Annotated in this window: 22 protein-coding genes and 1 tRNA gene; 16 read left to right on the forward strand and 7 right to left on the reverse strand. The window is 63.7% G+C overall.

Annotated elements, in window-relative coordinates; translation table 11 throughout:
• Window positions 1-95: 95 nt before the first annotated feature.
• Genes PAN31108_RS17830 through PAN31108_RS17845 form a run of 4 tightly spaced genes read right to left on the reverse strand, consistent with a single transcriptional unit; the run spans window position 96 to window position 3,799 of the window.
• The gene (locus PAN31108_RS17830; RefSeq protein ID WP_150670163.1) at window positions 96-785 is read right to left on the reverse strand and encodes a PqiC family protein; all 690 of its coding nucleotides are present in this window, start codon (window positions 783-785) and stop codon (window positions 96-98) included.
• The gene (locus PAN31108_RS17835) at window positions 782-2,473 is read right to left on the reverse strand and encodes a PqiB family protein (RefSeq protein WP_150670164.1); all 1,692 of its coding nucleotides are present in this window, start codon (window positions 2,471-2,473) and stop codon (window positions 782-784) included. The genes PAN31108_RS17830 and PAN31108_RS17835 overlap by 4 nt, the downstream gene beginning before the upstream one ends.
• Window positions 2,466-3,110, reverse strand: coding sequence for a paraquat-inducible protein A (locus PAN31108_RS17840; RefSeq protein ID WP_150670165.1), 645 nt, complete (start codon window positions 3,108-3,110; stop codon window positions 2,466-2,468). Before PAN31108_RS17840 ends, PAN31108_RS17835 begins: the two co-directional genes overlap by 8 nt.
• A complete protein-coding gene (locus PAN31108_RS17845) occupies window positions 3,107-3,799 on the reverse strand; it encodes a paraquat-inducible protein A (RefSeq protein ID WP_246184025.1) in 693 nt (230 codons plus the stop codon). Before PAN31108_RS17845 ends, PAN31108_RS17840 begins: the two co-directional genes overlap by 4 nt.
• A gap of 217 nt (window positions 3,800-4,016) precedes the next feature.
• Here PAN31108_RS17845 and fdnG point away from each other — a divergent pair, with 217 nt between their 5' ends.
• The 7 genes from fdnG (at window position 4,017) to PAN31108_RS17880 (ending at window position 13,374) form a co-directional block, all read left to right on the forward strand.
• Window positions 4,017-7,085: a formate dehydrogenase-N subunit alpha gene (gene fdnG / locus PAN31108_RS17850; protein WP_150670166.1), complete on the forward strand. Its 3,069-nt coding sequence runs from the start codon at window positions 4,017-4,019 to the stop codon at window positions 7,083-7,085.
• Between the two features lie 9 nt (window positions 7,086-7,094).
• Complete coding sequence (gene fdxH, locus PAN31108_RS17855; protein WP_150670167.1) at window positions 7,095-8,048, forward strand: formate dehydrogenase subunit beta; 954 nt, start codon at window positions 7,095-7,097, stop codon at window positions 8,046-8,048.
• Between the two features lie 2 nt (window positions 8,049-8,050).
• The gene (locus tag PAN31108_RS17860) at window positions 8,051-8,692 is read left to right on the forward strand and encodes a formate dehydrogenase subunit gamma (protein ID WP_150670168.1); all 642 of its coding nucleotides are present in this window, start codon (window positions 8,051-8,053) and stop codon (window positions 8,690-8,692) included.
• A gap of 54 nt (window positions 8,693-8,746) precedes the next feature.
• Window positions 8,747-9,769 (forward strand): formate dehydrogenase accessory protein FdhE, encoded by a 1,023-nt coding sequence (gene fdhE / locus PAN31108_RS17865; RefSeq protein WP_281350110.1) that lies wholly within the window; start codon window positions 8,747-8,749, stop codon window positions 9,767-9,769.
• Between the two features lie 19 nt (window positions 9,770-9,788).
• Window positions 9,789-11,219: an L-seryl-tRNA(Sec) selenium transferase gene (gene selA / locus PAN31108_RS17870; RefSeq protein WP_150670170.1), complete on the forward strand. Its 1,431-nt coding sequence runs from the start codon at window positions 9,789-9,791 to the stop codon at window positions 11,217-11,219.
• Complete coding sequence (gene selB, locus PAN31108_RS17875) at window positions 11,216-13,162, forward strand: selenocysteine-specific translation elongation factor (protein WP_150670171.1); 1,947 nt, start codon at window positions 11,216-11,218, stop codon at window positions 13,160-13,162. The genes selA and selB overlap by 4 nt, the downstream gene beginning before the upstream one ends.
• 116 nt (window positions 13,163-13,278) lie before the next feature.
• A tRNA-Sec gene (locus PAN31108_RS17880) sits at window positions 13,279-13,374 on the forward strand.
• Between the two features lie 34 nt (window positions 13,375-13,408).
• On the opposite strand, the gene PAN31108_RS17885 is transcribed toward PAN31108_RS17880, so the two are convergent.
• Window positions 13,409-14,332 carry a LysR family transcriptional regulator gene (locus tag PAN31108_RS17885; RefSeq protein WP_150670172.1) on the reverse strand — a complete coding sequence of 308 codons (924 nt, stop codon included), beginning with the start codon at window positions 14,330-14,332 and terminating at the stop codon, window positions 13,409-13,411.
• A gap of 151 nt (window positions 14,333-14,483) precedes the next feature.
• Between PAN31108_RS17885 and PAN31108_RS17890 the strand changes: the two genes are divergently transcribed.
• Window positions 14,484-15,878, forward strand: coding sequence for a dipeptidase (locus PAN31108_RS17890; protein WP_150670173.1), 1,395 nt, complete (start codon window positions 14,484-14,486; stop codon window positions 15,876-15,878).
• A 32-nt stretch (window positions 15,879-15,910) separates the two neighbouring features.
• A complete protein-coding gene (locus PAN31108_RS17895; RefSeq protein ID WP_174995039.1) occupies window positions 15,911-17,200 on the forward strand; it encodes an MFS transporter in 1,290 nt (429 codons plus the stop codon).
• Between the two features lie 53 nt (window positions 17,201-17,253).
• On the opposite strand, the gene PAN31108_RS17900 is transcribed toward PAN31108_RS17895, so the two are convergent.
• The gene (locus tag PAN31108_RS17900) at window positions 17,254-17,922 is read right to left on the reverse strand and encodes a LysE family translocator (protein ID WP_150670175.1); all 669 of its coding nucleotides are present in this window, start codon (window positions 17,920-17,922) and stop codon (window positions 17,254-17,256) included.
• A 101-nt stretch (window positions 17,923-18,023) separates the two neighbouring features.
• Between PAN31108_RS17900 and PAN31108_RS17905 the strand changes: the two genes are divergently transcribed.
• The 3 genes from PAN31108_RS17905 to PAN31108_RS17915 all read left to right on the forward strand — a co-directional run bounded on the left by PAN31108_RS17905 (window position 18,024) and on the right by PAN31108_RS17915 (window position 20,767).
• On the forward strand, window positions 18,024-18,872 hold the full coding sequence (locus tag PAN31108_RS17905; protein WP_150670176.1) for a LysR substrate-binding domain-containing protein: 849 nt from the start codon (window positions 18,024-18,026) through the stop codon (window positions 18,870-18,872).
• 85 nt (window positions 18,873-18,957) lie between these two features.
• Window positions 18,958-19,875 (forward strand): LysR family transcriptional regulator, encoded by a 918-nt coding sequence (locus PAN31108_RS17910; RefSeq protein WP_150670177.1) that lies wholly within the window; start codon window positions 18,958-18,960, stop codon window positions 19,873-19,875.
• A 109-nt stretch (window positions 19,876-19,984) separates the two neighbouring features.
• Window positions 19,985-20,767 carry a class II aldolase/adducin family protein gene (locus PAN31108_RS17915; RefSeq protein ID WP_150670178.1) on the forward strand — a complete coding sequence of 261 codons (783 nt, stop codon included), beginning with the start codon at window positions 19,985-19,987 and terminating at the stop codon, window positions 20,765-20,767.
• Window positions 20,768-20,790: 23 nt separating this feature from the next.
• On the opposite strand, the gene PAN31108_RS17920 is transcribed toward PAN31108_RS17915, so the two are convergent.
• Window positions 20,791-21,762, reverse strand: a complete 972-nt coding sequence (locus PAN31108_RS17920) for an AraC family transcriptional regulator (RefSeq protein ID WP_150670179.1) — start codon at window positions 21,760-21,762, stop codon at window positions 20,791-20,793.
• 108 nt (window positions 21,763-21,870) lie between these two features.
• On the opposite strand from PAN31108_RS17920, the gene PAN31108_RS17925 reads away from it, so the two are divergent.
• The 4 genes from PAN31108_RS17925 to PAN31108_RS17940 all read left to right on the forward strand — a co-directional run bounded on the left by PAN31108_RS17925 (window position 21,871) and on the right by PAN31108_RS17940 (window position 26,038).
• Window positions 21,871-22,905 (forward strand): SDR family oxidoreductase, encoded by a 1,035-nt coding sequence (locus PAN31108_RS17925; RefSeq protein WP_150670275.1) that lies wholly within the window; start codon window positions 21,871-21,873, stop codon window positions 22,903-22,905.
• Between the two features lie 239 nt (window positions 22,906-23,144).
• Window positions 23,145-23,777 carry a cupin gene (locus PAN31108_RS17930; protein ID WP_246184026.1) on the forward strand — a complete coding sequence of 211 codons (633 nt, stop codon included), beginning with the start codon at window positions 23,145-23,147 and terminating at the stop codon, window positions 23,775-23,777.
• Between the two features lie 99 nt (window positions 23,778-23,876).
• Window positions 23,877-24,920, forward strand: a complete 1,044-nt coding sequence (gene mgrA / locus PAN31108_RS17935) for an L-glyceraldehyde 3-phosphate reductase (RefSeq protein WP_150670180.1) — start codon at window positions 23,877-23,879, stop codon at window positions 24,918-24,920.
• Between the two features lie 203 nt (window positions 24,921-25,123).
• On the forward strand, window positions 25,124-26,038 hold the full coding sequence (locus PAN31108_RS17940; protein WP_150670181.1) for a LysR family transcriptional regulator: 915 nt from the start codon (window positions 25,124-25,126) through the stop codon (window positions 26,036-26,038).
• Window positions 26,039-26,396: the final 358 nt, after the last annotated feature.

Consider the following 26,396-nt stretch of genomic DNA (forward strand, 5'->3'; position numbering starts at 1 on the left):
GTGCGCGTCGGGTTTTCCTGGCGCTTCCCGTCTGCCCGAGTCGCGCCGGGTTCGATTGCGGCTCGATCGCGGATCGGTCGCGTATCGGTCGCGGGTCAGTCTGGGCAGCGGGGCGTCGCCGTGCCTTGCGCGCTGGTGGCGATGGCGTTGCCGATGCCGTCCGCCAGCCGGTCGACGAGCGTGCGCTGCGCCGTGACTACGCCGCCGATCCCGCCGGACGCGGGCTCGGTGCCCGCGAAGCGGCACGTCAGTACGAGGTCGCCCGGGACTTTGCGAACGCTCCACACCGCCGTCAACGCCGCGTGCTCGCCCGGCACGGATTCGAAGCGCTGCACCGACGTCGACACGCGGTAGACGGTCAGGCCGTCGGCGCGCGGCAGGCCATAGACATCCATCGCGCCCAGACGCTGCGTGAGGTCGCGTGAGATCGTCGACGTCAGCTCGTTCTTGAGCGGGGCGGACCAGCGCGACGCCTCAAGAATGTCGACGCGTCCGCCGCCTCGGGTGACAACGATCTGCGGCCGGTCGACCTGCTCGGGCACCGCCACCGGTGAAACTTCGATCGCGTAAGGTGTTGCCGGCGCGCGCGTTCCCGTGCTCACCTGGGCGCCGGCATGCGTGCCGCCGGTCGCATCGGCGAGGGTGTAGAACGTGGACTCCGGCGAGGCGCAGCCGGCCAGCGCCAGCGCAAGGGCGGCCGTCGCGGCGAGTGCCGCCGGCGACGACGATGGCGTCGGACGAACGCGTGGAAACTGGCTACGGGTCATCTCGGGCGGCCTCGTCATGGTTGCGGATCCTTCGGTTTGCCGCGCAGCAGCGCTTCGGGGTGTTGCTGCAAGTAGTCGGCGAGGGTGTTGAGCGAGCGCAGCGTCCTGGTCAGTTCCTGCATGGCCTGACGCACGTCTTGCTGCACGGGCGCGTCTTCGGACAACGTCCGCTCGGCGGCGCCGAAGCTCTTCTTCGCTTCGCCAAGCGTGGCCTTCGCTTCGGGGGCGATTTCGCTGTCGAGCTGACGGAACAGGCCTTGCGCACTCTCCAGCGTCTTGTCGAGCTTGCGCAGCGACGCGTCGAGATTCTGTCCGATGCTGTCGAACGGAATCTTGTCGAGCTTGCTGGCGATGTCCGCGATCTGAAGCTGCAACTGATCGAGCGTATTCGGCACGGTCGGCATGAACAGCGTGTCGTCGATCATCTCGGCCTTGGCGGGCTTCGCGTTCGGGAAGAAGTCGAGCGCCACATACAACTGACCGGTCAGCAGGTTGCCGGTGCGCAACTGGCCGCGCAGGCCGCGCTGCACGAGGGCGTCGAGAATCTTGTGGCTGTTCAGCTCGGTCGGCGGCACGCTGTTTTTCGGATCGCGACGACGCAGGCGATCCGGGTAGACATCCACCGTCACCGGCATATTGATCTGCTTGGTCGCCTGATCGAACTCCACGCCGATCGACGTCACCTCGCCCAGCGTAATGCCGCGGAAATCGACCGGCGCGCCCACCACCAGCCCGCGCAGCGACTGCTGGAAGCGGAACACCACGCGCACCGGATGCGTGTCGGGGGCCTTCATGGCCGTGGCCTCGTCCGGCGCCAGACGGAACGCCTGCCCCGGTTTGGCGACCACGCCTGCGCCCGAATCGCTCGGCGCCTGGAAGGCGATACCGCCGATGACGACCGACGCCAGCGACTGCGTATTGACCTGGAAGCCGCTCGAATCGAGCCGCAGATCGATGCCGCTGGCGTGCCAGAAGCGCGTATTCGTGCCTACGTACTGGTCGTAAGGCGCTTGCACGAACACGCGCAGGGTGACGCCCTTGCCGTCGGGATCCAGCGAATACGCTTCGACCTGACCGACCTGAATGCGGCGGAAGTAGATGGGGGAGCCGATATCGAGCGAGCCGATGTCGGCGGCATGCAGCACGAATGGCTTGCCGGGCTGGCCGCTGGAGACGACGGGCGGGACTTCCAGCCCGACGAAGTGGCTCACGCTTTCCTTGGACTTACCGGCGTCCGCACCGATATAGGCGCCGGAGAGCAGCGTCGACAGGCCGGAGACGCTCCCGCCGGCTACGCGCGGGCGCACAACCCACCAACGCGAGTCCTTGACGGCGAAGTTCTTGGCGTTCTTGGTGAGGTCGATCGTCACGCGCACATGCGAGAGGTCGTCGGACAGTTCGATGTTCTTGACGGTGCCGATGTCGACTTCCTTGTACTTGACCTTGGTCTTGCCCGCTTCGAGGCCTTCGGCGGTCTTGAAGTCGATGGTCACGGTCGGCCCGCGCTCCATGAGCACTTTGGCGACGAGCGACAACCCGATCAGCGCGGCGACCAGCGGAATCAGCCAGACGAGCGAGGGCGCCCAGCGCTTGCGCGGCTCGATGGCCGGTGTCGGCAGGTCGTCGGCACCGGCGGGCGGTGCGCTTTTCGGCGGTGGCGGATCTTGTGTGTCTTTCAGGTCGTTCGGGTCTTTCGGATCAGTCATGATCGTCCTGTTCGGTGTCGTCGTCGCGGATCTGGTCCCAGATCAGGCGAGGGTCGAACTGCATGGAGGCAAGCATCGTGAGCACGACCACGGCGCCGAAGGCCACGATGCCGGGACCGGCCTGAATCACGGCCAGCGACTGAATGTTCACGAGCGCTACCATCAGCGCGACGACGAAGACATCGAGCATCGACCAGCGGCCAATGAACTCGACCATGTGATACAGCTTTGTGCGTTGATGCGGTTTCCAGCGAGCGCCGCGTTGCGCGGTGATGCACAGCAGCGACAGCGCAATGAGCTTGAGCATCGGGACAAGAATGCTCGCGGTGAACACAACGATCGCCAGGTCGTACTCGCCGCTGGTCCAGAAGTAGATCACGCCGCTCATGATCGTGTCGCTGGAGTTCCCGAGCAGCGAACGGGTCTGCATCATGGGCAGCACGTTGGCGGGAATGTACAGGATCGCCGCCGCAATCAGCAAGGCCCAGGTGCGCGTGAGGCTGTCGACCTTGCGTTGATGCAGCACCGCGCCGCAGCGCGGGCAGCGTTCCTTTTCAAGCGTTTTGACTTCTCGTGCGAGGCGTCCGCACACGTGGCACGCGACGAGTCCTGCCGCTTTGGCGGAGAGATATTTCATCGCGTCACCGTGCGCGACTGCGTCGCTTTCGTTGTGGATGTCGCTGCCGCCTTCGCTGCCTTCCCAGCCTTCAGGGCTTCCACTTCCGGGTCGGGCGTGCGGTCGATCACGATCCACAGATTGCGCAGATCGTACGAGAGCACCGTCGCGAGCAGCATGGTCAGCGCGCCGAACGCCCAGAGCGCGACGCCGGGCAACACGCTCGCCATGGACGAGAGTTTGACCAGCGAAACCAGTACCCCGAGCATGAAGACCTCGATCATTCCCCAAGGGCGGCAGAACTCGATGGCGCGCATCACATGGAACACGCCATACGGCCGTCGACGCAACGAGAGCGGCGTGATCAGATGTATCAGCGCGAGCAGTTGCGACAGGGGAAACACCACGGTCGTGGCGAACACGAGCAGCGCGACGAGCCACATGCCTTCCCGATACAGCGCCCAGGCGGCGCCCACAAGCGTGGTCTCGGTAAAGATGCCCTGCACCTCGATCTCGACGATGGGAAACGCGTTCGCAATGGCGAACACGATCAGGCACGTCAGGGTGAGCGCCAGCACGCGCGACAGGCGCAGGTCGGGAGAGCGGTAAAGCACCGAGTGACAGCGCACGCAGCGGGCAGTCTCGTGCGGCGGCAGGTCCGTGCGACGGTGCAGGGTGTCGCAGTTCGGACATGCGATCAGGCTCGTCACGTCATCTTCTGGGGGCAATGTGTCCATTACCGGGGACGGTGACCAAATTGACGCTCAGAATACCAAAATGTCAAGGAAGTTCCCATGTAATCCGCTGCAACCAAAGCGCAATGCAACATAAGGCATGGTTTGTGCTAAGTCACGGAAATCATTACTCCTTTGCTCTATACTCAACACACTCCCGCAAAGTTTCTCAAAATTTGAGGAGAATTCCCCCATGCTTAATATGTCCAGGCGCCAGTTCCTCAAAGTGAGTGGCGCAACGCTGGCCGGGTCCAGCCTGGCAATGCTCGGGTTTGCGCCCGACGCGGCGCTGGCGGAAGTCCGTCAGTTCAAGCTGGCGCGAGCGACCGAAACCCGTAATACCTGTCCGTACTGTTCCGTGGCCTGCGGGCTTCTCATGTATAGCTACGGCGACGGTGCGAAAAACGCGAAGAAGAGCGTTTTCCACATCGAAGGCGACCCCGACCACCCGGTCAACCGCGGCACCTTGTGCCCGAAGGGCGCCAGCCTCATCGACTTCATCCACAGCCCGAACCGCCTCACCTATCCGGAGTACCGCAAGCCGGGTTCCGACAAGTGGGAACGGATTTCCTGGGACGATGCGCTCGATCGTATCGCCAAGCTGATGAAGGCCGACCGCGACGCCAACTTCGTCGAGAAGACGGACGACGGCAAGACGGTCAACCGTTGGCTCACCACCGGCATGCTGGCCGCGTCGGCATCGAGCAACGAAGTCGGGTATATCACGCACAAAGTCATCCGCAGTACCGGGATGCTGGGATTCGATAACCAGGCACGTGTCTGACACGGCCCGACGGTGGCAGGTCTTGCCCCGACGTTTGGCCGTGGCGCGATGACGAACCATTGGGTCGACATCAAGAACGCGGATCTTGTACTCATCATGGGCGGCAACGCTGCCGAGGCACACCCGTGCGGTTTCAAATGGGTGACCGAGGCGAAGGCGCACAACAAGGCGCGCCTGATCGTCGTCGACCCGCGCTTTAACCGTTCGGCATCGGTCGCGGATTATTACGCCCCGATCCGCACCGGCACGGATATCGTTTTCCTCGGCGGGTTGATCAATTACCTGCTCACGAACGACAAGATCCAGCACGAATACGTCAAGAACTACACCGACTTCACGTTCCTGGTGAAGGACGAGTTCCAGTTCGAGGACGGCATCTACTCGGGTTACAACGCCGAGAAGCGTACGTACGACCGTAGCTCCTGGGATTACCAGAAGGGCGAGGACGGTTACGTCATCACCGACCCGACGCTGCAACACCCGCGCACGGTGTTCCAGTTGATGAAGCAGCATTACTCGCGCTACACCATCGACATGGTCGAGCGCGTGTGCGGTACGCCGGCCGACAAGGTCGAGTACATCTACAAGCAGATCGCCGAGTGTTCCACCCCCACGCGCACCATGACCATCATGTATGCATTGGGCTGGACGCAACACTCGATCGGCTCGCAGATGATCCGTACCGGCGCGATGGTGCAGCTCCTGCTGGGCAACATCGGCGTGGCGGGCGGCGGCATGAACGCGTTGCGCGGCCACTCGAACATTCAGGGTCTGACCGATCTGGGCCTGATGACCGATCTGCTGCCGGGTTACATGTCGTTGCCCAAGCAGGCCGAGCAGACCGTCGAGCAGTATCTGACGGCGCGCACGCAAAAGCCGCTGCGTCCGAACCAGCTCAGCTACTGGCAGAACTATCCGAAGTTCTACGTCAGCCTGATGAAGGCGTGGTGGGGCGACGCGGCGACCGCCGAGAACAACTGGGGCTACGACTACCTGCCCAAGCTAGACAAGCCGTACGACCTGCTGCAAGTGCTCGAGCTGATGAATCAGGGCAAGATGACCGGCTACATCGCGCAGGGTTTCAACCCGATCGCGGCGGCGCCGGCCAAGTTCAAGTGGGATCAGGCGCTTGCCAAGCTCAAGTTCCTCGTCATCATGGATCCGCTCGCGACGGAGACCTCCGAGTTCTGGAAGAACTTCGGCGAGCACAACAACGTCGACTCCAGCAAGATCCAGACGGAAGTGTTCCGCCTGCCGACGACCTGCTTCGCCGAAGAAGACGGCGCGCTGGTCAATTCGGGCCGCTGGCTGCAATGGCACTGGAAGGGCGCCGAGCCGCCGGGCGAGGCGCGCACCGACATCGAAATCATGTCGGGCCTGTTTCTGCGCATTCGCGAGATGTACAAGACGCAGGGCGGCAAGTATCCGGATCCGATCGTCAATCTCGCGTGGCCGTATGCTCAGCCCGAAAGCCCGTCGCCCGAGGAAATCGCCAAGGAGTACAACGGCCGCGCGCTCAAGGACATTGTCGATCCGAAGGATCCGACCAAGGTCGTGCGTCGCGCGGGCGAGCAGTTGTCCGGCTTCGCGGAGCTCAAGGACGACGGCAGCACGTCGTCGGGCTGCTGGATCTTCGCGGGATCGTGGACCCAGGCGGGCAACCAGATGGCGCGGCGCGACAACAGCGATCCGACCGGCATCGGCCAGACGCTGAACTGGGCGTGGGCGTGGCCGGCGAACCGCCGGATTCTTTACAACCGTGCGTCTGCCGACCTCGCAGGCAAGCCGTTCAATCCGAAGCACAAGCTGGTGTGGTGGAACGGCAAGACCTGGGGCGGCGCAGACGTGCCGGACTTCAAGGTCGACGAAGATCCTGCCGGCGGTATGAGTCCGTTCATCATGAACCCCGAAGGCGTCGCGCGCTTCTTCGCGAAGGCAGGCATGGCCGAGGGACCGTTCCCCGAGCACTACGAGCCGTTCGAGACGCCGCTGGGTTACAACCCGCTGCATCCGAAGCAGCCGAAGGCCACCAGCAACCCGGGCGCGCGCGTGTTCCCGGACGATCTGGCGACGATGGGCACGGTGGACAAGTTCCCGTATGTGGCCACGACCTACCGTCTGACCGAGCATTTCCACTATTGGACCAAGCACGCGTTGCTGAACTCGATCATCCAGCCGGAGCAATTCGTCGAAATCGGCGAAGCGCTGGCCAGGGAAATCGGGATCGTCGCGGGTGACACGGTCAAGGTGTCGTCCAACCGCGGCTACATCAAGGCCAAGGCGGTCGTCACCAAGCGTCTGCGGGCGCTCAAGGTGGACGGCAAGACGGTTCATCACGTGGGCATTCCGATTCACTGGGGCTTCAAGGGACTGACCAAACCCGGGTTCCTCGCGAACACGCTCACGCCGATCGTGGGCGACGGCAATTCGCAGACACCGGAATTCAAGTCGTTCCTGGTGAAGGTCGAGAAGGCATAAGGGGGCGCCATGGCATTGCAATCACTGGATATCAAACGGCGCTCGGCAACGACCTTGCCGTCGCCCTCGGTGCGTGAGGCGCACACGGGCGACGTCGCCAAACTCATCGACGTCTCGAAGTGCATCGGGTGCAAGGCGTGTCAGACGGCCTGCATGGAGTGGAACGATCTGCGCGACGAGGTCGGCACCAACGTCGGCGTGTACGACAACCCGGCCGACCTGACGGCGGATTCGTGGACGCTCATGCGTTTCACCGAGTACGAAAACCCGAAGGGCGACCTCGAGTGGCTCATCCGCAAGGATGGCTGCATGCATTGCGAGGATCCGGGCTGTCTGAAGGCATGCCCGTCGCCGGGGGCCATCGTGCAGTACGCGAACGGCATCGTCGACTTCCACGAGGAAGCGTGCATCGGCTGCGGATACTGCATTACCGGGTGCCCGTTCAACATCCCGCGCATCTCGCAAAAGGATCACAAGGCGTACAAGTGCACCCTGTGCTCCGATCGCGTGTCCGTGGGGCTGGAGCCGGCCTGCGTGAAGACGTGCCCGACCGGCGCGATCATGTTCGGCACCAAGGACGCCATGAAGGATCAGGCGGCCGAGCGCATCGAAGACCTGAAGTCGCGGGGCTTCGACAACGCAGGGCTGTACGATCCGGCGGGCGTGGGCGGCACGCACGTGATGTACGTGCTGCATCATGCCGACAAGCCGTCGCTGTATCACGGCCTGCCGGACAATCCGCGCATCAGCCCGATGGTGACGTTCTGGAAGGGTATCGCCAAGCCGCTGGGTGTCGCCGCCATGGCGCTCACGGCGATTGCCGGCTTCTTCCACTACATCAAGACCGGTCCGAACGAGACGACCGAGGAGGATGAAGCGCAAGCCCGCCGGTACGACGCCGCCCGCAAGGGCAATGGGGGTCCCGACGGCTCGAAGGGCGTTGCCACGCACGAGGAGGTCTGACCATGTCGCAAGAACACAGCGAACACAAGAAAGACGATCTGATCGAGCGCTACAACGCGGCGGAGCGCATCAACCACTGGATTGTCGCGGGCACGTTCATTCTGCTCGCGCTGTCCGGGCTGGCGCTGTTCCATCCGTCGATGTTCTGGCTCACCAATCTGTTCGGCGGCGGGCCGTGGACGCGGATTCTGCATCCGTTCGTCGGTCTGGTGATGTTCGTCGCTTTCGTCTGGCTCGCGCTGCGGCTCGCCCGCTATAACAAGTTCGAGCCGCGCGATACCGAGTGGATGAAGAAGATCGGCGACGTGCTGGACAATCGCGAAGAGAATCTGCCGGAAGTCGGGCGTTACAACGCCGGACAGAAGCTGCTTTTCTACGTGATGGTGCTGTGCATGATCGGGTTGTTGCTCTCGGGCATCGTGATCTGGCGCGCTTACTTCGCGTTCTACTTCCCGATCTGGTTGATTCGTCTGGCGTCCGACGTGCACGCGGTGTGTGCATTCGTGTTGATTTGCGGCATCATTACGCACATCTACGCGGCGATCTGGATCAAGGGTTCCGTGCGCGCCATGACGCGCGGCACCGTCACCCGCGGCTGGGCGTGGAAACACCATCGCGCCTGGTACAAGCAGCTCAACAAATAAGTCCGGCCTTGCTGGTGGCCGGACGCTCTTACGAGGCCGGCCACCTTGCAACGTATTCTCGAACCCGGGCAGATCGAATCTCTCGATCGCACCTCCATCCCCCGCCTGCGCATGCCGCAACGTGCCGAAGTGTTTTCTGCCCGCGCGGCGCGTTTGCGCCAATTGGCCGACGGGCATCCGCTCGGCGACTACCTGCGGCTGATGGCCGCACTGGTCGACGCACAGCAACGCGTGCTGGACAACTTCCCGCCGGAACGCCCGTCCGCCGAGTCGATTGAACAGGCTCAGCAGCATTGCATGCCGCTCGTGCCCGCGACCGGCGGTTACGATGCCGGCCGCTGGCAGCCGTTGCTCACGCCGCTGCTCGACGCCGTTGCCGCCCAACCGGATCTGCCGGCGGCGGTCAAGGGCGTGATCGAGCGCGTTCGCGCGGCGGATGCTGCGACGCTCGAAGCGGGCGCGCAGGCGCTGCTCGCAGGTCACGGCAAGGGGGTGGATGCGGCAAGCGCCCCGTTCCTGATGGCGGCGCTGCAAGTGTTGTGGACAGGCGTGGCGAGCACGTTCGACGCGCGCGACGTGCCGATGCTCGATGTCCCGAACGTCTGCCCCATGTGCGGCACGCTGCCGGTGGCGAGCGTCGTTCGCATCGGTGGCGCGCACGAGGGCTATCGCTATCTTTGCTGCGGCCTGTGCTCGACCGAGTGGCATATGGTGCGCGTGAAGTGCACGCACTGTGAAGCGAGCGAGCACGTTGCGTATCACGTCGTCGACCCGGCGGGCGATGCCGCAGCGTCGGGCGCTGCGCTCGCGGCGGCGGACGGCGGCATCCTGAAAGGGGACGACGGGCGTCCCAAGCTCGACGAGGCGGCCAAACGCGTTGCATCGTCGCCCATTCGCGCCGAGTCGTGCGACGACTGTCACGGTTATCGCAAGATCTTCTATCAGGACAAGGATCCGTTCGTGGAGCCGGTCGCCGATGACCTCGCCAGCCTCGCGCTCGATGTGCTCATGGGCGAAGCCGGCTATGCGCGAGCCAACGGGAACCCGTTGCTCTGGCAAAACGCCGAGGAAGCCTGAGGGGATGACGGGAATGCCGATGGCCCAACACGATGGCACGCGAGCGGTAGCGGCGGATTTGCCGTCGCTCGACCGGTTGCTCGGAATGCCCGAGTTTCAGGCGGCGCTGGCCGACTTCGGTCGCACACAGGTGACGGCGGCGTTGCGTCGCGATCTGGACGCGTGCCGCGCGGCGGCGCTTGCCGGCACGCTCACGCATGACTTGCTGACGCCGGCGGCGTTCGGCGCGCGTATCGTCGACGAGCTGACCGTGCGCAACCAGGCGACGCTGCGTCCCGTCTTCAATCTCACCGGCACGGTGCTCCACACGAATCTCGGGCGCGCGCTGCTACCCGAGGCGGCCATCGAGTCGGTCATGCAGGCGCTCACCGCTCCGGCCAACCTCGAATTCGATCTGGCCACGGGCGGGCGCGGCGATCGCGACGATCTCATTGCGCCGCTGCTGTGCGAGCTGACCGGCGCTGAGGCGGCGACCGTCGTCAACAACAATGCGGCGGCTGTGCTGCTGATGCTCGCGACGCTCGCCAAGCGTCGTGAAGTGGTCGTCTCGCGAGGAGAACTGGTCGAGATCGGCGGCGCATTCCGCATTCCCGACATCATGACGCATGCCGGGGCAACGCTCGTCGAGATCGGCACGACCAATCGCACGCATGCCGCCGACTACCGCAATGCCATCGGCGACAAGACGGCGCTGCTCATGAAGGTGCATTGCAGTAATTACGAAGTGACGGGCTTCACCAAGAGCGTCGACGTCTCGGAAGTCGTTGAGATCGCGAAACCGCATGGCGTGCCCGTGGCGGTGGACCTCGGCAGCGGCACGCTCGTGCCGATGGAGCGTTGGGGGTTGCCGCACGAGACCACCGTGCAGGAGACGATTGCCGCTGGCGCCGATCTCGTCACGTTCTCCGGCGACAAACTGCTCGGCGGGCCGCAGGCGGGCATGATCGTGGGCCGCAAGGATCTCATCGCCAAAATCAAGAAGCATCCCCTCAAACGCGCGCTTCGCGTGGGAAAGCTCACGCTGGCGGCGCTGGAGCCGGTCTTGCGTCTGTATCGGGATCCTGACCATCTCACCGAGCGGCTGACCACGCTGCGTTTGCTCACGCGCACGCGCGCGGAGATGTCGGCGCAGGCTGAGCGGTTGGCGCCGGTGCTCGCGAAATCGCTTGGCGACGCTTATACGGTGACGGCCGCACCGATGGTGAGTCAGATCGGCAGCGGGGCGTTGCCCGTCGAGCAGTTGCCGAGCTACGGGCTGGCGATTGCGCCGGCCGGTGGCGGCAAGCGCGGCGGTGGCCGCGCGCTCGCAGCACTCGAAGCCGCGTTGCGCGGCTTGCCGTATCCCGTCATCGGACGCATTGCGGACCAGACGCTATGGCTCGATCTGCGGTGTCTCGAGGCGGGGGACGAAGCGCGTCTGTCGCTGCAATTCGCGGAGATTCGCCCATGATCGTCGGCACCGCGGGTCACATCGACCACGGCAAGACGAGTCTGGTGCGCGCGCTGACCGGCGTCGACACCGATCGTCTTAAGGAAGAAAAGGCGCGTGGCATTTCCATCGAATTGGGATATGCCTACACGCCGTTGCCCGATGGCGAGGTGCTGGGTTTCATCGACGTGCCGGGGCACGAGAAGCTGATTCACACGATGGCGGCGGGGGCGGTCGGCATCGACTTCGCGTTGCTGGTGGTCGCGGCGGACGACGGCACCATGCCGCAGACGCGCGAGCATCTCGCAATTCTGACGATGCTTGGCGTGAAGCGGGGCGTGGTCGCGTTGTCGAAGGCGGATCGCGTGGACGCGGCGCGTCTGGCGGCCGTCACGCAGGAGATTTCGCAGTGGCTCGCCGGCACGCCCTTCGCGCAGGCCGATGTCGTCCCGGTGTCGGCGACCACGCCGGACGATGCCGGCGTGGCTGCGTTACGCGAGCATCTGACGCGTGCGGCGCAGGCGTTGCAGGCGTCGGGGAATGCGACGCGACGCGACGACGCGCTGTTCCGGCTGGCCGTCGACCGGGTCTTTACGCTGGCGGGGCATGGCACGGTCGTCACCGGAACGGCGTTCGCGGGCACGGTACGTGTGGGCGATACGCTCACGGTGATGCCGCAAGGTTTGCCGGTGCGGGTGCGCAGCATTCATGCGCAGAACCGTCCGGTCGAGGCGGGCAGGGCGGGCGAGCGTTGCGCGTTGAATCTGGCGGGCATCGAACGGGATCAGTTGGGGCGTGGCGACTGGATCGTCGCGCCGGGACTGTCTGTGCCGTCGCGGCATGTGGACGTCGATCTGCACTGGCTTGAAGGCAGTGCGCCGCTCACCCAATGGTTTCCGTTGCATGTGCATTTGGGCACGACACACGTGCAGGCGCGCACGGTGCTGCTGGGCGGCGATACGCTCGCCCCCGGTCGGTCGATGCGCGTGCAACTGGTGTTCGATACGCCGGTGTGCGCGATGCCGGGCGACCGCTTTATCGTGCGCAATCCGCAGGCGACGGCAACCGTCGGCGGCGGGCGCGTGCTCGATCCGGCGGCGCCGGAGCGCAAGCGTCGGGCGCCGGCGCGACTGGCGTGGTTGGACGCCGTGGCGCAGTATCTCGACGGCGACGGGCTCGATGCGCTGCTCGCGCAGTCCGCGTTCGGCCTGACGAGCCGACAAGTCGTGGCGCTCACGGGAGTGCCGGCGGCGGCAGAGGGCAGGCGGGATGCCGACTGCACGGTGGGGACGTGGACCTGGCCGCAGGATACCGTGGTGTTGTCGGGCGCCGATGGCGATTCGCTGGCCTTTGCACCGCAGGCGTGGGAGGCGATGCGTGCGCGGGTGGTGACGTCGCTGGGCGACTATCACGCGAGGGTGCCGGACGATCCGGGGCTGGATGCCGCGCGTCTGGGCCGTATGGCGTGGCCTGCGCTCGAGGCGGGACGTTGGCGTGTGATCTTGCAGTCGTTGCTCGGCGATGGCACGTTGGCGCGCACGGGGGCGTGGTGGCATCTGCCGACGCACCGCGTCGAGATGACGGACGAGGAGAGTGCGCTGGCCGAGGCGTTGTTGCCGAAGGTGGCGCAAGGGCGCTTCGATCCGCCGTGGGTGCGCGATATGGGGCGCGAACTGAACGTGCCCGAGGATCGCGTGCGTGCGGTGCTGCGCAAGCTGGCCCGGCAGGGGCGGGTGCATCAGGTCGTCAAGGATCTGTTTTACGACGAGGCGTGCGTGCAGACGTTGGCGGGCATGATTGCGAGTGCGAACGGTCGGGTGGAGGCGGGGACATTTCGGGATGCGACGGGTCTGGGGCGCAAACGCGCGATTCAGATTCTGGAGTTCTTCGACCGTGCGGGATATACTCGCCGCGTTGGCGATTGGCATGTGCAGCGTCCCGGCGTGACCTGGGGGGCAGCGTAGTCCGAATCACGACATTGCGGCGGGGCTTCGCGCGGTGCGCGGGCGCCGTTTTCATCGATGTTCATCGAGCTACCGACGTATTGATGCACTGACGTATCGATGTAGCTTCGTCTCGAGGAAGGCATTCGTATCCGGTGATGCGGCCGGGCTTCAAACCCGGTTGGGGGCGTCAGACGCTCCCAGGTCGGTTCGACTCCGGCTGCTTTCCGCCACAATCTCTGCAACGGCGCGTCGTTCGACGCCGTGCTACGTTCCCCGTCCGGTTTTGATTTTCTGCGCCACGAGCTGCATGCAAAACGCCTGGATTTTCTCGAGCATGGGTGACTGTGTTCGGTCGGTCAGCGTAACGAACGCATAGGGGGCATGCACGTCCAGCGCCGGCGTTAGCTTGAGTCGTGTCCAACTGCCGTCTTCCAGACGGGCACGCGCGGCGCCCATCGCGCCGAAGAACACCGCGTCGGTGTTTTGCACGGCGTCGATCAAGGCGGCAATCGAATCGGAAGTCGCCCTCAACATTCGGTCGGCATGCGCCATCGGGCCATATTGCTGCACCAGTGTGCGAGCAACTTCGTCGCTCAGCATGGTCGAGACGACCGGGTACTTGACGATGTCGTCGAAGCCAACACTTCGGCGTTTCGCCAGGGGATGCTCGCGCCTGCACATGAAGCCGGATTGCATCGTGCCCACGCGCCTGATCTCCAGATCGTCATGAGGGCGCACCGCACGCGAGTGCACCAGCAAACCGTCCAGACGGCGCTCCCTCAACAGCGCCAGTTGCGTGTCCGGACTCCCCGTACTCAGGTGAAGTGTGACGCCGGGATAGTGCGTGAGAACCCAGGACAGCAGCGGCCCCGCAAACATCGCGTTCGGCGCATAACCCATCCCCAGGCGAATGACCCCGCCGTCCCCCGCGCTCAGCAACTGGATCGTGCGCTTCAGATCCACGGCCTCCGCCGTAATTTTCTTCGCCTTTTCAACCAACGCCATGCCGAACGGCGTGAGTTCGTTGCGCTTGCCGATCCGATCGAAGAGCCTCACGCCAAGCGCCTGCTCCAGCATCTGAATGCTGCGACTCAATGCCGGCTGGGTCAGATGCACGGCCTCCGATGCCCTGCTGAACGACCCCGTCTCGGCAACCGCCAGAAAATGTGTCAGATGGTGCAGATTCATCGATGTCTCGCCGGTCTTCGTCGTTTTTATGTATCAAACATTCTCATCATAATTAAAAAAATAATGCATTGGACACATGATTTTTGAATTTTTACGCTGACGTCAAAGGTGCCCATCGAGGCATTCCCCTTTACGTCAACCGGATGACTTCATGATCTTGAGCGTCCTCGATTTCCTGCACGCGGAGCATTCGGGCATCGTGTCCCGATTGGACACTTTGTTACGTATTCCCAGCGTCAGTCCGGACCCGCAATTCGCCCCGCACATGCAAGCGGCAAGAGCGTATTTGCGCGAGCGCTTGCGTGACATCGGGCTGTCGAACGTTTGTGAACTGGATGGCGGCGGGGAGCCGGCGGTGTTCGGCGAGTGGCTGGGTGCGCCCGGCAAGCCGACGATCATGGTGTATGGGCATTACGACGTTCAGCCGGCGGATCCTGTCGAGCTTTGGGAAACCCCGGCGTTCGAGCCGACGTACAAAGACGGTCGCGTCTATGCGCGAGGGGCATCCGACGTGAAAGGATCGACGGTGATCGCGCTGGAAGTCATTGCCGCGTTTCTCAAGGTCCACGGGGCGCTGCCGGTCAACGTCAAGGTCTTTCTCGAGGGCGAGGAAGAAACGGGGAGTCCGACTTTGCCGGCCATCATCGACCGGTACCGGGATCGACTGGATGTCGATGCGGTGCTGTCGGCCGACGGCGGTCGGGCCAGTGCGACCGTCCCGACGATCAACATGGGAGCGCGCGGGGCCGGACAACTCGAATTCCGCGTGACGACCGCGGGCAAGGATCTGCATTCAGGCCGATATGGCGGATGCGTGCGTAACGCGCTTCACGAGATGGCCGTCATCGTTGCCTCGTTGCACCGTCCCGACGGTACGGTGGCGGTCCCGGGGTTCTACGCGGATGCCACGGCGCCGACGCAACGCCAGCGAGACGATACGGCGGCTTTTCCGTTTGATCCGTCGGCGTTCTTTGGCGACATCGATGCGATCGCACACGGCGAGCCCGGCTATACCGTGCGGGAACAGATTACGCTCCGTCCTGCGCTGGACATCAACGGCATGTGGGGCGGATACACCGGGGAGGGCGGCAAGACGATCATCCCCAACACCGCGCGCGCCAAGCTGACAGTGCGTACCGTGCCGGGCCAGACGTCCGAAGCCGTACTGCAAGCGGTGGAACGCCATTTGCACACGGTATGCCGGGAGGGCGTGCAGTTGGAGATTCTGCACCGTTTCGACGGAGCGCCGGCCTCGACACTGGCGCCGGCGCATCCGCTCGTACGCGCCGCCGAGCAGGTGCTGACGGCTGAGTTCGGAAAAACACCGCTGCATGTGCGACTGGGCGCGAGCGTGCCCATTACGTCGTTGTTCAAGACGCGCCTGGGCGTTGACACACTGATGTTCGGCTACAACCTGCCCGACGAGGACGTCCACGCGCCCAACGAATTCTTCCGCCTGACGTCGATCACGCAAGGCGTGAGGGGATGGGCGCAACTCCTCGAGGCGCTCGGCGCATTCCCGAAGGCCGCATTTCACCCACAATAAAGCGCAAGACCGCGCTCATTCAAGAGACAACGATGCGACATCCCATGACCTATGTCGGCGCCGAGGCGCCGGTGCGAACGCGCCGATCGCGGCTGCTCGTCGCCACGACGATCGGCAATGCACTCGAATTCTTCGATTTCACCGTATTCGGTTTCTTTGCCATCGTCATCGGCAAGAACTTCTTCTCACCGCTGAACGAACACGGTCAGTTGTTGATGTCGGCAACGACCTTCGCACTGGGTTTTCTGGTTCGCCCCCTTGGCGGCATTCTCATCGGCATTTATGCCGACCGGGCCGGACGACGCGCTGCGATGACGCTCACGCTGTCGCTCATGGCGCTCGGCGCGTGTATGGTCGGGCTTGCGCCGACGTACGACTCCGCGGGTATGGCCGCACCGGTCATCGTCGTGCTCGCACGCCTGATTCAGGGGTTTTCCGCCGGGGGAGAAGTCGGACCTTCCACGGTCGTGTTGCTCGAACATGCGCCTTCGGGGTCGCGAGCTTGGTACACGAGCTGGCAGCTCGCGAGTCAGGGCATCGGCATCGCCATGGGGGCGGCGTCGGCGGCGGTACTGTCCCACGTGCTGCCTCACGACGATCTCTATGCCTGGGGCTGGCGTATTCCGTTCCTGTGCGGTGCGGCCATTCTGCCTGTGGGCGTTTATATTCGTCGTCGCCTCGCGGAGCATGCGCCGGATGCCGGTGAGGCCCGGGAGAGTCGCCAGCCGTTGAGGACGTTGCTGACCGAACACAAGCGCAACGTATTCGGCGGCGTGCTGTTGCTCATGGGCGGGACCATTACGGCGTACATGATCATCTTCTTCATTCCCACTTTCGCCATTCGCGAACTGAAGCTCGGGGAGAGCGGATCGTACGCCTGTGCGTTCGTCAGTGGCGTCATGCTTGCGGTTCTGTCGCCGCTGGCCGGCAAGATCGCCGACGCCAAAGGACGAATTGTGCCGATTCTGATTGGCCGCGCCATTCTGATCCTGGGCATCTACCCTGCCTACCTGTGGCTGAGCAGCGCGCCGAGCGTGACAAGGCTTTTCGTCGTGATCGTCTGTCTCATCGTGCCGTACACGATTCAGGGCTCGCCTTCCGTGACGCTCATTTCGGAGCTGTTCCCGAAGTCCGTGCGCGTCACCGCCATGGGCACCGTCTACAGCCTTGCGGTTGCGGTGTTCGGCGGTCTGATGCAACCGGTTTCCGTCTGGCTGGTCGAGTTCACCAGGCGTCCGTTCGCGCTGGCGATCGCCGTCACGATCGGTTTGTTGCTCTCGACGTTGTCGCTGCTCGTGATTCGCCGGAATCGAAATCTTTGAGGCAGGGGGCAATATGAGGCGTTGCGCGACCGGCGGCGTGCCCTGGGGGGCGGCTAGTTTCCGACGAACGCCTCTCCCCCCATTCGCAGCGCAAGCGCCAACAGTACCGACCCCATGAACCAGCGTTGCAGTGTCAGCAGGCGAGGGCGGGTCGCGAGGAATTTGGCGGTGCTGCCCGCGCCGATGGCGACGGTCCCGTTCACCAGCGCGAACGCCAGAATCATGATCGATCCGAGCCGCATCGACGTTTCCAGAATGTTGCCGCCCTGATCGCGGGCGAATTGCGGCACCAGCGTGAGGAAGATCATCGCGAGCTTGGGATTGAGCAGGCTCGTCGTCGCCCCCATCACGAACAACCGCCGGGGTGGTTCGTAGGCAAGTGCTCTCACTTCGAATGGCGAACGCCCGCCGGGCTTGAGGGCATGCCAGGCGAGATACGCGATGTAAGCCGCTCCCGCGATGCTGAGCCCGGTCATCGCAAAAGGTACTTCGACGAAGAGCGCCGTAATCCCGAAGGCGGCGGCAAACATGTAAAACAGATAGCCGACCATCACGCCTGCGAGTGACGTCAGGCCCGCCGCGCGACCCTGTGCGATCGAGCGAGACATCACGTAGACCATGTTCGGTCCCGGGGTGATGGCGAGCAGGCTGCAAACCGCGAGAAAGGCATAAAAGGACGAGGTGGATGCCGTGGCGGCGGAAGTCAGGGCGGGGGCTGGCATGTCGTTATCCGACGTCAATAAGATTTCGCGCCAGTATCCGGCGGCACTCGTCGTCGGTAAAGCAATATAATCTGAGTCAATTCATCAGAATTTCTGAGCAAATGAAGCGACTCGATCTGGATGTCCTGGAGATGGTCATCGCGGTGGCCGAGACCGGCTCGTTCGCGCGCGGGGCCGAAGTCGTACACCGCTCTGCGTCCGCGCTCAGCATGCAGATCAAGGCGCTGGAGGAGGATCTCGGCAAGCCGCTGTTCGTGCGCAGCACGCGAAGCGTGGTCATCACGCCGGAAGGGCAGACGTTGCTCGACTATGGGCGTCGGATGCTGGAGATGCGCGCCGAAGCGTGGGCGTCGATCGTGCGCCCGGAGATGACCGGGCGCGTGACGATCGGCATTCCGGACGATTACGCATCGACGCTACTGCCGCGCGTGCTGCGCAAGTTCGCCGTGGCGCACCCGCGCGTCGAAATCCGCGTGCTGGGGTTGCCCAGCAGTGCGCTCGTCCCGCTGCTCAACGACAACAAGCTCGATCTCGCGTGTCTCACCAAGTCCAAAGGCGTGACGGGGACCTTTATCCGTGTGGAGCCGATGGTGTGGGTCGGCGCCTCGACGCGGCCGGTGTGGAAGGAGCGTCCGTTGCCGGTGGCACTGTTCGCGCCGGGCAATAACGCGCGCGCACGGGCGATCAGTGCGTTGCAACGCGAGAACATCCCGTATCGCATGTCCTACGAAAGTCCAAGTCTGCTCGGTCTGATCAGCATGGTGGAAGCGGGGCTGGCGGTTGCGCCCATGGCGCGATGCAGCGTACCGTCTCATCTCTTGCCGTTGTCGCACAACGACGGGCTGCCGCCGCTGGACGATCTGGAAGTCGTGCTCGCGCGCAGCGCCACGTCGAATCGACCTCCCTGCGACTTTCTCGCCGAGCAGATTCTGAGCGAACTACGGGGTTAAGCTTCCGGTATCGATGTCCCGAGTCGCTATTCCACACCGCCAACATCTCCCCACGCCTCCCACCCTCCGACATTTCCTACCCGCTATGGCACTGAGCCGATTGAATGCCCGACAACTCGAGACGTTTCTCGCGATCGCCGATTGCGGCAGCATTGCGCGCGCGGCAGACCGGGTGTGTCTCACGCCGTCCGCCGTGAGTCAGTTGCTCAGCGAGTTGGAGCGGGAAGTGGGATTTCGTCTCTTCGACCGGACGACGCGGCGGGTGTCGCTCACCGTGGCCGGCGGGGATTTTCTCCCGGCGGCCACGGCGGCCATGACGCAACTGCGTGCGGCGGAGCGCTCGGCGAAGCATATCCGGGAGCGCGCGTCGGGCGTGATCCGCGTGGGGGCGCCGCTCGTGCTTTGCGCGGCCGTCTTGCCCGACGCGATCGCCGCCTACCGCCAGCGTCATCCCAATGTGACGATTCGCCCGTCCGACGTCGAGGTCGAGAAGCTCGTCGCCTCGGTCGCCGACGGGCAGATCGACATTGGTCTCGGGCCGAATCAGCCGCTTGGCGAGGGCGTGAGCGCAACGCCGCTGTTCGACAGCCCCTGGGTGGTGTGGTGTTCGCCTCAGCATGCCCTCGCGCGATATGACGTGGTGCCGTGGGAGGTGTTGCGTGAGACACCGATCGTCGCCACCGGGCGCGATCACGAGTACAGCGTCACGCGAATGCTCAGCGACCAGCCCGAAGATCATCGGGTGCTGCCCGTCGAAATCGTCGAGAACGTCACCACCGCGTTCGGTTTGGCGCGCGCCGGGCTGTGCGTCACGCTGGCGCCCGATTACGTGCAGGGCTTCGCACGTAGTCAGGGGCTTGTCATGCGGCGTACCGGAAAGCCGGAAACGATCCGTCAAATCTGCCTCTATCACGCGAGAGCGCGTGCGTTATCGCCGGCGGCAGCAGGATTCCATGCTTTCCTCGTCGAATGGGTCGGCGAATGGTATCGGGCATTGGCGTGACGGTGGCTCGCCCGCATTCGTAAGCGTTCTTTAGCAATCGATTAGCAGAAGTCGCGATGTGACGGCAGGGGCCGCGTAGACTCTTTCGGGTAATGAGGAGACACGCAAGATGACAACGATTTCCGGATCCCCCGCATTGAATGCCGTATTCGATTCGTGTGACCAACCGGCGGAGATGAGCAACGCCGAATGGGCCGCGCGATGCGAACTCGCGGCGTGTTATCGGGTGTTCGATTATCTCGGTTGGACGGAGTTGATCTACAACCACATCACGCTTCGCCTGAGCGACGAAAATCCTCCCGCGTTCCTGATCAACCCATTCGGGTTGCATTACTCGGAAGTGACGCCTCGGAATCTCGTCAAAGTGGACGGCGAGGGCAACATTCTCGGCGACAGCGAGTTCCCGATCAATCCGGCCGGATTCACGGTGCACGCGGCGCTGCACAACGGTTTGCCCGGGGCGCATTGCGTGATGCACACGCATACGACGGCGGGGGTCGCGGTGGCATGTTCCGCCGCAGGGCTGAGAAGCGACAACTTTTACAGTGCCCAATTGCAGGCGCGTGTCGCTTACCACGATTTCGAAGGCGTCACGGTCAATCCCGAGGAGGGGCCGCGTCTGATTCGCAGCATCGACGGGAAAAAAGCCGTCATCCTCAGAAATCATGGGCTGCTTTCGTGGGGGGCGAGCATTCCCGAAGCCTTCACTTATCTCTGGACGTTGAATCGCGCGTGCGAAATTCAACTCGCCACGAGCATGATGGGCCCTTCGCTGAGCATCGCGCCCGAGATTACGGCGAAATGCGCCAAAGACGCGCTTCAATTCGATCCGGCATTCGGCGCGGGGCGCGATGTCTTCGACGCGTTGGTGCGCGTGGCTCTCAAAGCGTAGCGTCAAGACGTCAAGGTGCAGCGTTAAGACGCCTCGGGAGCGAACCCGCTGCCATTTCTGAGCGCTTTGGGCGAGCGCCCCGTGACCCGCTTGAATGCATGGCTGAACGCGCTTTCCGAGGCATAGCCGAGCGATTGCGCGAGCGTCGCCACGGGGGTCTTGCCTTCGCGCAAGGTTTTCTCCGCCAGCCGCATACGCCATTCGGTGAGGTACGTCAGCGGGGCGACGCCGGCAATTGTCTTGAAGTGGAGCGCGAATGTCGTACGCGACATCGCGCACGCCGCGGCGAGGTCTTCGAGATGCCAGTCGCGCGCCGGGTCGTTGTGCATCAGACGCAACGCCGGTGCGAGACGGGGATTCGCCAGTGCACGCAGCCAGCCCGCGGGCATCGGACTCGACGTCTTTAGATGCGCCCGCAAAATCTGGATGAAGAGCATCTGCGCCAACTGCGCGGCAACCAGCGACGCCCCCGGCAGATCGTTCGCCCGCTCTTCCACCAACTGTGTCAGCAGCCATCGGAAGTTCGTCGCCTGAGGCGACGCCGCAGGCACGTGAATCCACGGCGGCAGAACATCCGCTAACAAACGACCGCTCGTCGGATCCAGCAGCACATGGCCGCCGAGTTGCGAGAAGTCCTCGCCGCTCCCCAGCGTGGCGATACCGCTGCGCGCACCGGTGAACACGCTCATGGCATCGCACGGCGCGATCGTCAGATCGCTCGCGAGGACGAACGCGCGCCTGGCCGATATGAGTCCCACGTCGCCGGTCCGGAAATGCGTAGGCTCGGGCTCGCCATCGATGACCACCCAGCATTCCCCCTTGAGCACGGCAAAGAACTTGATCTTGTCGGGGGCCGGGAAACGCAGCGCCCACGGCCCACCCGCATGGAATCCCCCTGTCACCAGCGATTCCGCGTTCGTGAATTTCAGGATGTCGGAGAAGGGATCTGAGCTCATGTTCGTACGATTGCGCAAGTAAGTCGAACTATAGAGCATTCTCAGTCCGGGTGCCGGGCCGTAACCTTCTCGCATGTTCAGCGATTGGGGCATCCCATTCTCGCGCCGGGATTCTCCCGAAATTTCCCGGCGATGCGGAGATTCATGATGAAAAACGAACGGATATTGGTCACCGGCGGCACCGGATTTATCGCGCAACATTGCCTCATCGCGTTGCTTGCCGACGGCTATCGCGTACGCACCACCGTGCGCTCGCTCTCGCGCGAAGCCGAAGTGCGCGCGCAACTGAAAACGGGCGGTGTCGACGCCGGCGAGCGTCTGTCGTTCGTCGTCGCCGATCTGGCCGCCGACGATGGGTGGCACGAAGCTGCCGCCGGCTGCACTTACGTGCTGCACGGCGCGTCGCCCACGCCGACCGGCGAAAAAGCCAGCGAAGACGAGTGGGTCAGGCCCGCGGTCGACGGCAATCTGCGCGTTCTGCGGGCGGCGCGCGCGGCGGGCGTCAAGCGCGTGGTGCTCACCTCCGCCTTCGGCGCCATTTGCGCCGGACACAAAAAGCCGAAGCATCGCCCGTTCGACGAAACGGACTGGAGCGATCTCTCGGGCGACGTCTGGCGCTATCAAAAGTCCAAAACACTCTCCGAGCGCGCCGCATGGAACTTCATCGCCCGTGAAGGGGGCGATCTCGAATTATCTGCCGTGAATCCGGTCGCCGTTGTCGGGCCGGCGCTCGGCCAGGATTACTCCCACTCGATTCGCATGATCAAGCACCTGATGGACGGGCAACCCGGCATTCCGAAAGTGCACTGCGGTTTCGTCGATGTGCGCGATGTCGCCGATTTGCACTTGCGTGCCATGACGTCGCCGGCCGCGAGAGGCGAACGCTTCCTCGCGACGTCCGGCGACAGCATGTGGATGGCCGACGTGGCAAAGGTGCTGCGTGAGCGCATGGGCGCGGCGGCCCGTCGAGTACCCACGCGCGTGTTGCCCAACTGGGTCGTGCGTTTGGGCGCGCTGAGGGATCCGGCCATACGCGGGATCGTGCCTTTGCTCGGTGTGGAGATGAACGCGACGGCCGAGAAGGCGCGCCGGTTGCTTGGCTGGACGCCGCGTCCGCGTGAAGACGCTATCGTCGCCACGGCCGAAAGCCTGATTCGGCTGGGGCTGCTAAAGGGCGCATGAGGGGGAGGAGGTGGGTGAGGTGGGTGAGGTGGATGAGGTGCGGGAGGTGGATGAGGTGCATTAAGCGTGAAGGATGGGGCGCTGGGGCCATCCGGCACGTATGGCCGTCGATTTATCTATCGGGTAGATCGATGGCATCAAAAAACAGAACTTAAAAAATCAATCGGCAATCGTCAAACTAGGCTCATGTTCGGTTGAGTCAATGCAACCGAGTTGTATCAAAACTGTGAGCCGACATCATGAAAAACATGTTCCCCCCACCCAAGTCCGGAACCGACCGCCGCGATTTCATGCGCACGCTGTCCGTGCTGGGACTGATGGGCTTGAGCGCCGCATTTCCCGAGCTTGCCGCCCGTGCGGCGACTGTGGAGCCTGACAGTTTCCTGCTCCAACCCAATGGGTGGGTTCCGAATAATCCGCAATTGCCGGTGCTGCACTATCGTCAGGTGATGACGCCCGACGAGGCGCGATCGTCGGCGGATCGATTCGAGCGTCTGGTCGGGGAGCACGGCTGGCCCGCGCAATGGCGCGCGGGCATTTACGATTATCACCACTATCACTCCACCGCGCACGAAGTGCTGTTTTTCGTGCGCGGCGACGTCGAACTCGTTCTTGGCGGCCCCGGCGGTCGTCATGTGTCGCCGTTGGCCGGCGATGTCGTGGTGCTGCCGACCGGCACGGGGCACATGCGTGTCTCGGCGAGTGACGACCTGCTCGTCGTCGGCGCCTATCCGCGCGGACAGCAGTGGGATGTCTGTACAACCGCGCCCACGGCCGAGATGACCCAACGTATGCGATCGTTGCCATTCCCCGAGATCGATCCCGTCACGGGGACCGGGGGGCCGCTGCCCCGTCTTTGGAAGCGCGTCTGACGCAGACCGCGCCTCCTTCCTGTATCGTCCTCGCATGCGACATGCACCGCGTCGCGAGCGAGGCGTTTGGGCTTCCGAAATGCTTTCAAGGAGAATTCCATGCTGTATCAACCCGATGGCACACGTTACGACGGCCGCATGCCCTATCGCCGCGTCGGCCGCAGCGGCATCAAGTTGCCCGCAATCTCGCTGGGCTTATGGCAAAACTTCGGTGGCGTCGACGTCTATGAAACGGGCCGTGCGATGCTGCGTCGCGCCTTCGATCGTGGCGTGACGCACTTCGATCTCGCCAACAACTACGGCCCGCCCGCAGGGTCGGCGGAAGAGAATTTCGGCCGCTGGATGGCGCAGGACTTCAGGCCGTTTCGCGACGAACTGATCGTCTCGACCAAAGCCGGCTGGCAGATGTGGCCCGGCCCCTACGGCGGCCCGAACGGTTCGCGCAAGTACCTGATCGCCAGTTGCGAGCAGAGCCTGAAGCGCATGGGACTCGATTACGTCGACATCTTCTATTCGCACCGCGTGGACCCGGATACCCCGCTCGAAGAGACGATGGGCGCGCTCGTGCAACTGCATCGTCAGGGCAAGGCGCTGTATGTGGGAATTTCGTCGTATTCGCCCGAACTCACGCGCAAGGCCGCCAAGATCCTCGCCGAGGAGCGCGTGCCGCTGTTCATTCATCAGCCGAATTACTCGATGCTGAATCGCCGTATCGAGAAGGGGCTGCTCAGCACGCTGGAAGATCTCGGCACGGGATGCATCGCGTTCTCGCCGCTGGCGCAGGGATTGCTGACGTCCAAGTACCTCTCGAATGCCGGTGCCGAGGGCAGCCGTGTCACACGCGGCACGTCGTTTCGTCAGAGCATGCTCAGCGACGACAATCTGGCGCGCATTCGCGCGCTCGACGAGATCGCCAAGCGCCGGGGACAGTCGCTGGCCCAGATGGCGATTGCATGGGCGCTTCGCGACGCGCGTGTCACGTCGGCGCTGATCGGCGCGCGGACCGTGGCGCAACTCGACGATTCGCTCGATGCCGTCAAGCGCCTGGACTTCACCGCCGACGAACTCGCGCAGATCGATCGCTACGCGCAGGATGGCGATGTCGATCTCTGGAAGGTCTCGTCGCAAATCGAGGAAAGCTGAGCCCTGGAGGTGACGATCCCGGTGAGGCCTGTCGGCGAGTCGCAGGCCTGCTGCGGTTGACGGGCAATGCCGGGAGACGGTGCGGATTTGGTGTCGTCCGCGACGTTGGCGAAAACGCAACCATGCGGCGGGTTGATTTATCTGACAAGTTTCGCTGACTCAATATATTCATTTACCAAAGCGATGGATCGCGGGAGCCGCACATGGAGTTGAGACAGTTGCGCCACTTCATTGCCGTGGCGGAAGAGGGCAATTTCACGCGCGCGGCCGAGCGTTGCCATATCGTGCAATCGGCGCTCTCGACGTCCATCCGCTCGCTGGAGGACGAACTCGGCGCGAAGCTTTTCGTGCGCACGACCCGTCATGTAAGTCTGTCCGCTGCCGGGCAGGCGTTTCTCGATCAGGTCAGGCGCGCGCTGGACGTGCTGGACCGCGCGTCGGGCGACGTCGCCGATATCCATGCGATTCGCAAAGGCCGCTTATCCCTCGGCACGGTGCAGAGTCTGCCGCCGTTTCTCGACTTGTCGAGCATGATGTCGCGCTTCTACGAGCGCTATCCGCAAATCGAAATCCGGTTGGTGCAGGGCGGCGCTTACGATCTCAACGACAAAGTCGCGGCGCGCGAAATCGATCTGGCGATTCTGCCTATCGAGGAGCGCAGCGAGAAACTCACGTCGCACATCGTGGCGTGCGACGACATGGTGCTCGCGTGTGGGCACCGGCATTCGCTGGCCCGCAAACGACACGTGCAACTCGCGCATCTGGCGGACGAGCCGTTCGTGGACTTCGCGCCGGGGCATGGCACACGGCGTCTGGTAGATCGCGGGTTTGCGGAGGCGGACGTGAGGCGTCGCGTGGCGTTCGAGATCGGCGATCTCGATACGTTGATGAATCTGGTGGAGCAGGGGCTGGGGGTCGCGCTGCTGCCGGCCGATCTCGTGGCGCGCCGCCCGGAGCGGCTGGTGCAGGTGCCCTTGAGAGGAAAGACGCTCTGCTGGGAACTGGTGGTCACTCACTTGCCGGCATCGTCGGAAGACGCCACGCCACCGCTGGACCCCGCGCCGCTGGCGTTTCTCGAGATGCTGCTTCGGGAGACGGTTGCGGCGCGCGAGGCGTGAGGTCTTCCCGCCGAGCATGCCGCACGACGGTGGCACGAGCGCTACAGGCGCGTTGCACGACGCAAGTTTTTCCTCACCTCAACGGGCTGGTGATTTCGTTTGGCTAAACGACACCGCTCTCACATCGCCTAACCCCTTCACCCGCGCGGCATCCGCCGATTGTGACGGGGCGATAAGCGCGTAAGTCACGCGCCACATCCTCAACTTGCTCAATTCCCGAGATTGCGCGAATTCGTAGGGTTCGATCAGAATTTTCTGCGCCGAATCCTTCGACGCGATTTGATAAGGAATGCTTACAAATCATTTCGAGAGATTGCCGGCACATCGACATTGAATCGAATCGAACTTTGTGAGTCAG

It is taken from the genome of Pandoraea anhela, from assembly GCF_902459655.1.
GTDB classification, from domain to species: Bacteria; Pseudomonadota; Gammaproteobacteria; order Burkholderiales; family Burkholderiaceae; genus Pandoraea; species Pandoraea anhela.

Coding starts and splice junctions, on each gene's coding strand:
- PAN31108_RS17830 (WP_150670163.1), bottom strand. CDS start 785: ATGACGAGGCCGCCCGAGATGACCCGTAGCCAGTTTCCACGCGTTCGT.
- PAN31108_RS17835 (WP_150670164.1), bottom strand. CDS start 2,473: ATGACTGATCCGAAAGACCCGAACGACCTGAAAGACACACAAGATCCG.
- PAN31108_RS17840 (WP_150670165.1), bottom strand. CDS start 3,110: ATGAAATATCTCTCCGCCAAAGCGGCAGGACTCGTCGCGTGCCACGTG.
- fdxH (WP_150670167.1), top strand. CDS start 7,095: ATGGCATTGCAATCACTGGATATCAAACGGCGCTCGGCAACGACCTTG.
- PAN31108_RS17860 (WP_150670168.1), top strand. CDS start 8,051: ATGTCGCAAGAACACAGCGAACACAAGAAAGACGATCTGATCGAGCGC.
- selA (WP_150670170.1), top strand. CDS start 9,789: ATGGCCCAACACGATGGCACGCGAGCGGTAGCGGCGGATTTGCCGTCG.
- selB (WP_150670171.1), top strand. CDS start 11,216: ATGATCGTCGGCACCGCGGGTCACATCGACCACGGCAAGACGAGTCTG.
- PAN31108_RS17885 (WP_150670172.1), bottom strand. CDS start 14,332: ATGAATCTGCACCATCTGACACATTTTCTGGCGGTTGCCGAGACGGGG.
- PAN31108_RS17890 (WP_150670173.1), top strand. CDS start 14,484: ATGATCTTGAGCGTCCTCGATTTCCTGCACGCGGAGCATTCGGGCATC.
- PAN31108_RS17895 (WP_174995039.1), top strand. CDS start 15,911: ATGCGACATCCCATGACCTATGTCGGCGCCGAGGCGCCGGTGCGAACG.
- PAN31108_RS17900 (WP_150670175.1), bottom strand. CDS start 17,922: ATGCCAGCCCCCGCCCTGACTTCCGCCGCCACGGCATCCACCTCGTCC.
- PAN31108_RS17905 (WP_150670176.1), top strand. CDS start 18,024: ATGAAGCGACTCGATCTGGATGTCCTGGAGATGGTCATCGCGGTGGCC.
- PAN31108_RS17910 (WP_150670177.1), top strand. CDS start 18,958: ATGGCACTGAGCCGATTGAATGCCCGACAACTCGAGACGTTTCTCGCG.
- PAN31108_RS17915 (WP_150670178.1), top strand. CDS start 19,985: ATGACAACGATTTCCGGATCCCCCGCATTGAATGCCGTATTCGATTCG.
- PAN31108_RS17920 (WP_150670179.1), bottom strand. CDS start 21,762: ATGCTCTATAGTTCGACTTACTTGCGCAATCGTACGAACATGAGCTCA.
- PAN31108_RS17925 (WP_150670275.1), top strand. CDS start 21,871: ATGAAAAACGAACGGATATTGGTCACCGGCGGCACCGGATTTATCGCG.
- PAN31108_RS17930 (WP_246184026.1), top strand. CDS start 23,145: ATGAAAAACATGTTCCCCCCACCCAAGTCCGGAACCGACCGCCGCGAT.
- mgrA (WP_150670180.1), top strand. CDS start 23,877: ATGCTGTATCAACCCGATGGCACACGTTACGACGGCCGCATGCCCTAT.
- PAN31108_RS17940 (WP_150670181.1), top strand. CDS start 25,124: ATGGAGTTGAGACAGTTGCGCCACTTCATTGCCGTGGCGGAAGAGGGC.